Genomic DNA, 11,336 nt, shown 5'->3' on the forward strand with positions numbered 1-11,336 from the left:
ACATAAGTGTTTAATAGCTTATAAGTCCTGACTATAAAACTACACTATTTTATCCTTCTGTATTATATTTTATAAACAACGTTAATTATTTGTTTTTATCTGACGCATCAAATTGTCGGTCTATATGCTGCTATGCCTTATTTTAATGCTCAAAATTACGTCTCAATTAATAAAGATTATGTCTGTATGGCCATTAGTTCAGGTGAAGAACGCTTATCGATACCTCAATTATCAGTAGTTGAGCATTTTTTTGGTCAAGAAATTTCTGCTATGATTAAAGCAGAAGACGATCGTTATTATGGTGTTAAAAATGTCAGTGTCTATCTTTGGTCACGTCATAGACCTCGTGAAAAAGGTATAACTAAAACCAATATACGCTTCATTAATTTAGTAAGCGAAAACATGCGTATAATGGATGATGAGGAACTACATCAGCTTTTAAATCTGGACAATCAGAAAATTTCAACTCAAATTGTAGATTCCTCTGCACCTGCCGCAGCTAGCAAACCAAAAGCCAAGGCTGTCACTACCAAAGGCAAAGCAGTTAAGGCAGCTGACAATGCTGAGGTAGCCGATACTGCTAAGGTTACTCAGACCAAGTCAACGAAAAAGGCCACCAGAGCCAAGAAGACCTCAAAAGCTGAGGAAACTTCCAGCGCAACTAACTGTGCAAAGGTAGTTAGCCCTAAGGTAGATGAGGTAAAGGCTGATGCCAAGGCCAAGGCCAAAGCGACTATCAAAGCCACTGCTACTAAAAGTAGGGCTAAAAAGGTAGCTACTGCCACCTCAACTGAGGCTAATGCTGACGCTACTGAGGCCACAATGGCTACAGACGTAAAGCCAAAGCAAAAGGCCTCTACCGCACGTACTACTAGCAAAGCAAGCTCTAGCACCCGTGCAAAAAAGAGCACTGCTAATAGCTAAATGACCGTGTAGGTTCCTATTCAAAAGCTTAGATCTTTTATAAGGTCTAAGCTTTTTTCGTTTTAGCAAAAAGAGTAAAGCGCCCGCCCATACTCAAGCACTTAAGCTAAGCCATACGCCTCAATCAAGCTTCATTTTCTTGGTTGCTAAGCCTCAATCTTCTATTCAAACTTTCTTTAAATAAATACCTCAACTAAAGCAATAAAATTCAAAGCTGCCAAACAACCATTAGTAGGCACAGCAGGCACGTTAAACAATATTACCCTCAGCTAAGGTAGCCACTTTTACTAATACTCGTAAGCATAGGGAAAAGGAAAGGGAATAAACACTTTCACCAGTTAACTTAGCAAAGCTCTAACCAAAGCTACTTCTATATGCCTATCTTAGGCAAAACAAAGAAAAACAAATAAGCATAAGCCATGAACAAATATGCCTAAGCTATAGGCACTTAGCTTAGCTGCTAACCATACAAAATGCCTTTTGAGCCATTGTGTTTAACCTAAGGAACTGTAAATAAATTAAATGTACGAACTAGTTACAACATATTTTATTAAAACTTTGAATATTGTAAAATCTTATTCTATGCATTTAGTTTAGAGTGATTGTTATGCGTGATAGTTTCGAAATTAGCACTGAAAACCTTAAAGAATTTGTCCAACTTGTTGGTCCAACTCTTAATGAAAGACAAAATAGGATCTTTTTAGGATCATTATCCAAGCTTCTAGGTTCTCGCTGCAATACGCTAGTTCAGAATTTATCAGGAGCAGACAGAAAGACAATCATCAAAGGCAAGTCTGAGGCAGAGGAATTAAAACAGCTACCAAAAGAAGAGTGGCCTGACTTTATTAATTATGTGAGAGAATCTGGAGCAGGGCGTAAATCCGTCACAGAAAGTAATCCTAAATTAAAAGAGGCTATTAAAACACTGGTAGAGCCTCATACTTTAGGAAATCCTGAAACTCCTCTTACTTGGACAACTAAAAGCTTAAGAAATTTACAGAGTGAGCTTGTTAAACAAGGGTTTAAGGTTAGCCATGCCACTGTAGGTAACATACTTGTAGGGCTTGGCTATAGCCTACAGCAAAATCTAAAATATATTTCTGCCACTGAATCTCCAGAAGATAGAGATTGGCAATTTAAGCGCATTAGATACTTTGCAGAATTTTTTATGGCATATAACGATCCCGTTGTATCTGTTGACGCTAAAAAGAAAGAGCTGATTGGTAATTATAAGAATCAAGGGGCAGAATACTGCCCTAAAGGTCAACCAACTAAAGTTTTAGATCATGATTTTGGTACTGTAAAAGCAGCTCAATATGGTGTATATGACTGTGGTGCAAATAAAGGATTTGTCAGCGTTGGATCCTCCGCAGACACAGCATCTTTTGCTGTAAACAGTATTGGTTTATGGTGGGAGCATATGGGTAAAGAAATGTACCCTGATAGCAACAGAATAATGATTACTGCTGATTGCGGTGGTAGCAATAGCTATAGAAGTAGATTGTGGAAAAGTGAATTACAACAATTGGCTAATAAAATAGGCCGTGAGTTTTGGGTATTTCACTATCCTCCAGGAACATCTAAATGGAATAAGATTGAGCACAGAATGTTTTGCTATATGAGCAAGAATACTAGAGGTCGCCCTTTATATAGCATTGAAACCATTATTAACTTAATAGCAAATTGTAAAACATCACAGGGTTTAAGTATCAAATGTGTTCAAGATAAAAATATCTACACTAAAGGTATTAAAGTGTCAGACGAAACTATGAATGAGCTTAATATTAGATACTCAAAGTGGCATGGTGAATGGTTTTACATAATTAAGCCTCAGTCTAAGTAAATTTCCAAAACAAGCTAAATCTATTAATGGTAGCTTTTGCAAAATGTTTAGTTGACACTAGAATCTTTTGCTTCAAATATTGTGAATAATGCAAAATTCGTGGAAGTTATTTCTTTACAGTTCCTAAGATAAGACTGACCCTGTTAGACGCATACACAGGTACTTAAGTTTAGGCATCAAAGCACAATCGTAATAGGCCTTAAACGCAGCCCAAAAGCTTAACAGCAAGTGAGAAACTAACCAGACAACCCAAGCTTGCTCTAAATGAAGCTAAACAAGCCTACAGGCCCTTAATAGCAAGAGAACAGGTAGGCAAGCAAACTTAACCTTTCCAAAAGCAAAAAGCCCCGCCTAACAAAAATAGGCAGGGCCTTAGTAAGCTCACACAACTTATGCTATTTCTTCATAGCATCAATCAACGCAAACAGCTCCTCAACCTTAGCCACAATGCGCTTTTGCTCTTCAAGTGGAGGGAGAGGGAAATAGAACTGCTTTAAAACGTTAAATGGAGGAATATTTTTTATAGCAGTACCTTTGCTGTTAGTTTTAGCAAGTGACTTAAGCACAAAGTCAAAATACAATAGAAAGAAATCTGAAATATCCTTGTTATATAAGCGGATAATCATCAAAGCTTGATTGATAATTCCTGGCCTTATATTTTGTGGAATCATATAAGTTTCGCCAATAGTTCCAGCACAACTAACAATAATGTCATGTGGTTTAACTTCAAAACCCTTCATGCTTTCAAATTTTGATTTAGAGATAAAGTATGTGCCTAACTCAGCATTCTTTTGAATTGCATTTTTTTGTTCATATACTTTATAAGAGTCAGAACCATCTGGAACAAACATTGACTTGGTTAATGAACTACCGAAAGGCCCTTTTTTATAAAAAGCAAGATCATTTAGAGTACACCATACCCAGCCATTAGGCAACTCATATGGCGTATCAAGGCGATCAAATGAGTCATTTTTATTTTTTCTTTTTTTCAAAGAAATATCACTGGAACTAATCAAAGAATGCATTTTGACATTAATTTCTTCAAGTAGTTCAGTTGCTGGCGCTTCATGGCTGTATTGAGGTACAAGCTTACCCTCAATAGCATTTTGCAAAACTGAAGCTTTTAGCTTATCTGGGAACTCAGCATTGAGCTCTTCAAGCTTTTCATAGGATTTGCCATACTCATCAACCAAAGGTAAAAGCTGCTCAAGCTTAGCTACAATGCGCTTTTGTTCCTCAAGTGGAGGAAGAGGAGTTAAATAAGCTTTAATAGTAGTTAAGCTTAATTCCTTTTGCTTAGTACTTCCTGTAGCTAAGTCTTCAATGCTATTTTGTACAGTTGCACTACTTAAATAGTAAAATAAAAATAACGGATTTAACAGCTGTTGGTTAGATCTAACTATTGTTACGTGAGAGTCTACAACAGCTATTTTGTAAGGGTTGAGCTCACTTTTATATAAAGCAACTCGGCCAATAGTTCCTAATCCAGTTGAGTTCCACAAGAGATCATTGTCTTGTACAAAGCGTTCTTTTTTATATTTGTTTAATGTATCTGGATTAATAAATTTAGCTGGTTCAATGTGAAATCCATCCCATTGATTACATTTTTGAGAAATGACTGGTATAGACTCAATATCAGAATAAGTCGGAGATTTGCCTCTCTGGACGTATTCGGCTAATAAATTAAGTTGTACCCACTTCCACTTGTCAGGAATCTCAAAAGGCACGTCTTCTGGGGCATTACCTAATTGCTCGACGGCTGGCTCGCTGTCGAGTTGGGGAACGAGTTTGCCCTCAATGGCCATTTGCAAAATGGAGGCACGGAGTTGATTAGCATTCATGTTGAATTACTCCTTGGCATTAATAAGAGCAAGAATGTTAGCAAGGGCTTTATCAACAATGGCCTCTTGTTCCTGACGTTTAGCCTGATATTGGGCAATAAGCTCATCAGGAGGTAAGATTTCCTCTTCTACTGTAGGAAAGCCACATTGAGCAAAGTTAAAATCTAATTGTTTTAGCTCATCAGGAGTAAAAGCTTTAGCTTTAGGGAAGCCATCAACAATGATTTCCTCTCTATGGTTCCACCATGCTTCAAGATCTTTCATATGCTCAAGAAGCAAAGGCTTGGTCTTAGAGAAGTTCTTATAGCCTTGAGGCATATCCATACGATAGAACCAAGTTTGCTTGGTACTCCAACCTTTATTAGCTTGTTCCTCTTCTTTAGATAGGCGATCAAAGAAAAGAACATTAGTTGCAATGGAAGTGTAAGGGGCAAATACACTGGTAGGTAAGCGTAAGATAGTATGTAGGTTAAAACGCTGTAATAGGCGCTCTTTGATGGCTCGCTTGTTACCACCACCGAATAAAAGACCATCAGGAATAACAACAGCAGCACGACCATTGTAGGCAAGACGGTACATGATAAGGGTCATAAAGAGGTCAGCTGTTTCAGCGCTACGTAAATTACTTGGAAAGTTTTTCTGAATAATATCGAGCTCAGAACCACCATAAGGAGGATTCATTAAAATGACAGAAAACTTGTCCTTGTCAGTATAGTCATCCACATTTTTGCTTAAGGAATTACCATTAACAATGTGTGGCTGCTCAATACGGTGAAGAAGCAAGTTAGTTACGCTTAGCAAATAAGGAAGAGGCTTCTTTTCAATACCATAAAAAGAGCTATTTAAAACTTGTAAGTCGCTAACTTTGCCATCATTAGTCTGTTTTGCCAATACATCATAGGCAGACTTCAAAAAGCCACCAGTACCACAAGCAAAGTCAGCTACCTTATCGCCTAACTGTAAGTTAACATGCTGGGCCATAAAGTCAGTTAGTGCTCGTGGGGTATAAAATTCACCCGAGGCTCCTGCACTTTGGAGTTCTTTTAAGATGCTCTCATAAATAGTACCAAAGGTATGGCTTTGCTTTGGATCACTAAAGTCGCACTCATTTATAAGCTCAAGCACCTGATAAATAAGAGTGCCATTTTTCATGTAGTTATGAATATCAGTAAAAACACTCTTAATAATGGCTTGGAACATAGGGCAATTAGCTGGTAGCTCTAAGTTCTTTAGGCCAGTAAATAAAACATTATCAATAAAGGTCAGTAGTTCATCACCTTTAAGGGCTTTATTGTTAGCAGTGTCTGCCCAGTTGTGCCAACGTAGTTCTTGAGGAACAATGGACTGATAGGATGGGTCAAGAAGTTCGCTTTCAGACTCCATGTCATCATAAATCTTTAAAAAGAGCATCCAAGTTAGTTGCTCAATACGCTGTGCATCACCATTAATACCAGCATCATTTCGAGTGATATCACGAAATCTTTTAACGAAATTACCTAAGCTCATGCTTATCTACCTACCATAGGGCTAACATTACTTAAATCTTGTGAACTATTAGTTGGAATATACAGTTCATTAACCAAAGAACGCACTATTTTGTCATAGTTCTCAGGAGAACCAAAGCGCTCTAAAATGTTTTTAACACTGCCAAAATTGCGGCTTCTTATGATGCTAGACTGCAAAACCTTACGAGTATCAAGCTCACCAATACCATTGTTGTCATAAACCTCAAGTAAAGCCTCTAACACTTCACGAACAGGCTTTTGGTATTGATCCAAGAACTTACTTTGCTTTAAAAGTTCGCTTCTTGATTTACGGGTGTGAAGAGGAGCACCATAGGCCACAGATAAAATTAAGTCAAACTCATCATACTCATCACTTTGAGCGTCCTGTTTTAGCTGATCTATTAAGATACCTTTTTCTTTGAGTTTATTAAAAATGACCTGCTTTTGGGACTCTTCATTCCAAATATCAATAAACTCAGCTTGGGAACCAAACAGTTCTCGTATGCTATTACGAGTGTAAACACGAAACTTTTCAGTGATTATGTTGCCATTTTCATCAAGATAGCTTGAAGTTTCACCAATTAGGCTAAAGGTAACATGATCCAACTCATAAATAGGCTCACGTTCTTTAGGTGGAGTATCATCACCACCATCATCTTTGCCATCTTCAGGTTTAGGCTTAACTGGCTTAGTAACCTTAGTGTCCTCTGGCATTTGTACTGGAATGCCGTCAAACTCAGGGTCATAAAATATTTTGCTGGCATTACGAAAATCGAGAATGGTAAAGAAGGTCTTACCAGCATCTTCACGCAGGCGAGTACCTCGTCCAATAATCTGTTTAAACTCAGTCTTAGAGCCGATATTAGCATCTAAAACAATGAGCTTGACGCACTTGGTATCTGCACCTGTGGTCAAAAGCTTTGAGGTGGTAACTATTACTGGATAAGGCTCATTTACTGAGGTAAAAGACTCATAAAGAGCTTTGCCCTCTTGATCGTCTGCCGTCATACGAACTACATAGCTGCCATTTTGTAGCATCATATCGCTATTTAGCTCTCTAAGCGCATCTCTCATATCTAAAGCATGGCGCTGGGTGGTACAAAAGACAATGGCTTTAGACATTTGACCTAACTGCTTCATGTAAGAGGTAATGATGCGTGCAACCTCATAAGTGCGCTGTTTGAGAATGATTTTGGTATCGAAGTCCTTTACCGTATAAGTACGCATTGGCACTGCATGGCCATTAATATCAATCTCATTTTCCTGAGGTGTCCAGCCATCGATATCCTTATCTAAGAAGATTCTTTTCACTTGGTAAGGGGCAAGATAGCCATCTTCTATACCTTGTTTGAGACTGTAGGTATAAATAGGGGTACCAAAATACTTGATGTTATTGGCATCGTCAGCCTCGTTAGGAGTTGCTGTTAAACCAATATGAATGGCTTCTTTAAAGTAATCTAAAATAGAGCGCCAGGCACTTTCATCTTTAGCGCTGCCTCTATGGCACTCATCAATAATGATTAAGTCAAAGAAATCAGGCGGAACTTGCTTGTAAACATCAGCAATACTCTCTGATACCCCGTCCTCGTCATGGCCTTTGAGTTGTTGGTAAAGACCAAAGTAAACTTGATAAGCACCTTCTATCTTTCTGTTTTGAATCTTGGTGCAAATGTTCTCTAATGGGCTAAAATCACCAATGAGACTTTGATCTACCAATTGGTTGCGATCAGCCAAAAATAGGACATTTTTGATGGCTTTTGCTTCATGAAGTAAGCGCCAAACAATTTGAAAAGCGGTATAGGTTTTGCCAGTACCTGTTGCCATTACCAAAAGTATGCGTTTCTTGTTGTCAATAAGCACAGCCTCAACAGTTTTATTAATGGCCAGCATTTGATAATAGCGAGGAACTTTGCCATCTACTGTTGTGCGATACTGAGCCTTTTCAATATAGCCACGAGTGAGTTCATCTTTAATGCCCTTGTAGGCACACCAACGCTCCCACAGCTCATTTGGGCTAGGAAATTCATCAAGGTTTAGCTCTCTTTGGATGCCTGTAGATTTATCAAACTCAATAAACTTTTTACCAGAGCTTGAGTAAGCAAAAGGAATGTCCAATAGTTCGGCATAAACCTTGGCTTGATCTATACCCTCAGAGTCTTTGCAACCATACTTCTTAGCTTCAACCACTGCAATAGGCATATTGGCATATTTGCACAATAGGTAGTCTGGAAAATTGCGCTTGCTAGCACTAATCTTCTTAGTTTTATTTGCTCCAGGGATAATCTCAAAGCGATCAGATTTTAAGGAATACTCCATAAGCATCATATTAGGAGTCCATCCTGCCTTATTTAAGGCTGGATTAATAATCTGATTCTTAGTGTCTTCTTCACTAAGATGTTGATACTGTTTTATTACCATGGCTAATCCTTGCTTGCCTTTAAAGTGGCAAAACAAACCTAATGCTTTTGACTAATAGGTTAAAGACTAATAACCTAGCTACAAAATTTATCTTATTTTCTCATAAACCAAGGCAGAATCAATAAAAAAAGAGCATGATTTCAGATTGCCAACACAAAAAATAAAACTAAAGAGCAAACTCATATTGCCAATGGTAGTTTGGGCAAAAATATATATTAAGGTCAGGAGTTGCATTGCTCTGTAGCAAACTAGAAGCGCTCTATAGAAAAAACATGTTGTAATGGCTTCTTAATCCATAAGTTAGTTCTAGAACGTCATTAGCCGTAAGCGTAATTGTATCAGCAGTGTAATAGGGCGAGCGCTTTAGCAATTGATAAGTAAGGCAAGTTTAGGGCATAAGGCAAGCACGCAATAAGTAATGAGTAATTAGCTCATGCACAGGGTTAAAGAACTTAGTCTTTAATAAGAATGCAAGAAACACAAGGGCGAGCAAATAAGGTAAAATTTTAGCAAAGATGGATATTAGCTAAGTACATGGGCATTGGGCTTGTACCCAAAGCTTTGTTTAGCTGTGATTTAGGTTGAGGGTTAAAGAGTGTCTGAAAAACAAGATAACAATGAGCTTCAAGGTAGCGACTTATTACAAGAGCTTACCAGTACCGATACCTGTACTGATGGCTATGATGCTATTTGTGAAGCTTTAAAAAAGATTTATGGTAAGCAAGAGGGACAATACCACAGAGCTCTTATTCCTTATTGCTTAGGCGGCGACAGTCCTCTTGATGGTGTAGAAGTGTATTTGTGTAAGCAGGAGCGGGCGCACTGGCACTATATTACCTACGGCTTTTCAGATCTCTTTGAAAATGAAAACCCAGATAGTGAGTTAAGTGGCTATGGCTTTGAGCTAACCTTTAGACTATTGAAGGGAGAGGAGGATAGTGCTCCTGATTGGCCTATCAATTTCTTACAAAATTTAGCTCGCTATGTTTTTGAGAGTGGCAATCCTTTTGATGCTGGTCATCATATGGATGCCAATAGTCCTATTGCCCTTGAGGAGGAAACTGAACTGACTGCCATGGGCTTTGGCTTAGACCCTGCATTAGGTCAAATTGATACTCCTAATGGAAAAGTTAAGTTCTTACAGGTTAATGCCTTAACTCATGATGAAATGATGGCTATGATGTGTGCTCAAGGCGATAAGTTCATTGAACAGACCCATAAGTATCTGCCATTAGGTATTTGTGGGCTTAGCCGTGCATCATTAATGGAGAACGCCGATTTTGTCGAGGCATGGGAGCGCAGTGTTGAGCTGGAAGGTTCTTCTACTGGTTTCTTATATTTAGACCGTATGTCCTTAAAGCAAGAGAATAGCGGTATCACCATCAGCTTGCCATATTCCTATATTCAGCTTATTGGAACCATGATTGGCGCACGATTATTAAAGGACAGACATTTGCTCTTAGTCTCCCCTGATTGCGTAATCGACTTGTTGTTAGGCGATTATAGCCTAAATAAAGAAGAGGACGATTATTATAAGCTTGAGCTTGCTAAAGCTGAGTATGAGTCCATTTTTGAGCAAATTGGCCAATATTTAAAGGCTGGTGCAAGTGGCCCAACCTCTTTTAAAGCTCCTAATAGCCCTGTGGTAATTGAGCTTATAGCCTAAAGCGCAACTCTAAACTTAACAACCAATACAAAAAAACAAGCTCTATCTTGAAAACAGAAAGAGCTTGTTTGGTATAAGTAATAGATTTAAGAAGAAATCAAAAAATTAGCCAAGCATTGAAAGAGCTAATTGTGGACGGCTGTTAGCTTGCATTAACATGGAAGTTGCAGCCTGTTGGATAATTGATTGCTGGCTTAAAGCAGCAGATTCCTCAGCAAAGTCAGCATCACGAATACGAGAACGTGCATCAGCCTGGTTAGCTGCAACGTTAGATTGGTTGCGGATTGAGGATTCAAGGCGGTTTTGTAGGGCACCAAGGTCAGAGCGCTTCTCGTCTACCTTTGCAATCATCTTATCGATGTTTTCTAAAGTCTTCTTAGCACCTGAAGCAGTGGAAACAAGCCATTTAGACTCAGCATTATTGTCAGACTTAACAAGACCAGTACCGTCTTGACCTACTGCACCAGCAGCATCTTTGGCTGCGATGTTTGCCATATCAGCAAGGCCTGTTAAGGTGAAAGCTTCGGCACCTAAAGTAAACACAATCTCATCGCCATTGTTTGCGCCTACTTGGAAAGTAATCTTACCATTGCCATCAATAAGTGAGTTTTTATTATTATTGGCATCAAGCTTACCATTTAAAACAGTTTGACCGCCAAACTTGGTTTGCTTTGCAATACGGTTTACTTCGGAAGATAAGCTGTTTACTTCTTGTTGAAGAGCAGCACGATCCTCGGAGGTATTTGTTCCATTTGAAGCTTGAACCGCTAAGGTACGAATCTTTTGGAGCATGTTGGTGGTCTCATCGAGAGCACCTTCAATGGTCTGAGCAACTGCAATAGCGTCATTGGTATTGCGGTTACCCTGGTTAAGTCCGTTGATTTGGGTAGTTAAACGATCTGCGATTTGTAAGCCAGCTGCGTCATCCTTGGCAGAGTTAATACGCATGCCAGAACTTAGTCTTTGATAAGTAGTAGTGAGCTGATTTTGTACATTATTTAGGTATCTTCTACCATTTTGAGGTGCGCAAGACCTTTCTTAGAAAAACATTACACAAACGTGAGGTAGGTCAAAAAATGGAGAACTAGCGGTTCTAAGCCATAAAACCTCCAAATAAAGGCAGAATAGAATTTGTCAAT

Annotated in this window: 7 protein-coding genes and 1 pseudogene; 3 read left to right on the top strand and 5 right to left on the bottom strand. The window is 38.7% G+C overall.

Annotation, left to right across the window (positions count from 1 at the left end; all coding sequences use genetic code 11):
- Window positions 1–132 precede the first annotated feature (132 nt).
- On the top strand, window positions 133–924 hold the full coding sequence (locus MXE38_RS11220) for a hypothetical protein (protein ID WP_246914960.1): 792 nt from the start codon (window positions 133–135) through the stop codon (window positions 922–924).
- Between the two features lie 625 nt (window positions 925–1,549).
- Window positions 1,550–2,767 carry an ISAzo13 family transposase gene (locus tag MXE38_RS11225; RefSeq protein WP_246914974.1) on the top strand — a complete coding sequence of 406 codons (1,218 nt, stop codon included), beginning with the start codon at window positions 1,550–1,552 and terminating at the stop codon, window positions 2,765–2,767.
- A 395-nt stretch (window positions 2,768–3,162) separates the two neighbouring features.
- On the opposite strand, the gene MXE38_RS11230 is transcribed toward MXE38_RS11225, so the two are convergent.
- Genes MXE38_RS11230 through MXE38_RS11240 form a run of 3 tightly spaced genes read right to left on the bottom strand, consistent with a single transcriptional unit; the run spans window position 3,163 to window position 8,531 of the window.
- Entirely contained in the window at window positions 3,163–4,572 is a 1,410-nt protein-coding gene (locus MXE38_RS11230) for a restriction endonuclease subunit S (RefSeq protein ID WP_246914963.1), read from the bottom strand.
- Window positions 4,573–4,614: 42 nt separating this feature from the next.
- Complete coding sequence (locus MXE38_RS11235) at window positions 4,615–6,114, bottom strand: class I SAM-dependent DNA methyltransferase (protein WP_246914966.1); 1,500 nt, start codon at window positions 6,112–6,114, stop codon at window positions 4,615–4,617.
- 2 nt (window positions 6,115–6,116) lie between these two features.
- Window positions 6,117–8,531, bottom strand: a complete 2,415-nt coding sequence (locus tag MXE38_RS11240) for a DEAD/DEAH box helicase family protein (protein ID WP_246914969.1) — start codon at window positions 8,529–8,531, stop codon at window positions 6,117–6,119.
- A gap of 595 nt (window positions 8,532–9,126) precedes the next feature.
- Between MXE38_RS11240 and MXE38_RS11245 the strand changes: the two genes are divergently transcribed.
- On the top strand, window positions 9,127–10,197 hold the full coding sequence (locus MXE38_RS11245) for a suppressor of fused domain protein (RefSeq protein WP_246914972.1): 1,071 nt from the start codon (window positions 9,127–9,129) through the stop codon (window positions 10,195–10,197).
- 105 nt (window positions 10,198–10,302) lie between these two features.
- On the opposite strand, the gene MXE38_RS12470 is transcribed toward MXE38_RS11245, so the two are convergent.
- Window positions 10,303–10,692 carry a flagellin gene (locus MXE38_RS12470; RefSeq protein ID WP_281503209.1) on the bottom strand — a complete coding sequence of 130 codons (390 nt, stop codon included), beginning with the start codon at window positions 10,690–10,692 and terminating at the stop codon, window positions 10,303–10,305.
- Window positions 10,693–10,839: 147 nt separating this feature from the next.
- A pseudogene (locus tag MXE38_RS11255) lies at window positions 10,840–11,205 on the bottom strand (flagellin); the annotation flags it as partial.
- Between the last annotated feature and the right edge of the window lie 131 nt (window positions 11,206–11,336).

The sequence above is a fragment of the Anaerobiospirillum sp. NML120448 genome (assembly GCF_023050945.1).
Lineage (GTDB): Bacteria > Pseudomonadota > Gammaproteobacteria > Enterobacterales > Succinivibrionaceae > Anaerobiospirillum.

Excerpts from the sequence above, each read along its gene's own strand:
- MXE38_RS12470 (WP_281503209.1), bottom strand. The coding sequence starts at position 10,692 with ATGGCAAACATCGCAGCCAAAGATGCTGCTGGTGCAGTAGGTCAAGAC.
- MXE38_RS11235 (WP_246914966.1), bottom strand. The coding sequence starts at position 6,114 with ATGAGCTTAGGTAATTTCGTTAAAAGATTTCGTGATATCACTCGAAAT.
- MXE38_RS11220 (WP_246914960.1), top strand. The coding sequence starts at position 133 with ATGCCTTATTTTAATGCTCAAAATTACGTCTCAATTAATAAAGATTAT.
- MXE38_RS11230 (WP_246914963.1), bottom strand. The coding sequence starts at position 4,572 with ATGGCCATTGAGGGCAAACTCGTTCCCCAACTCGACAGCGAGCCAGCC.
- MXE38_RS11240 (WP_246914969.1), bottom strand. The coding sequence starts at position 8,531 with ATGGTAATAAAACAGTATCAACATCTTAGTGAAGAAGACACTAAGAAT.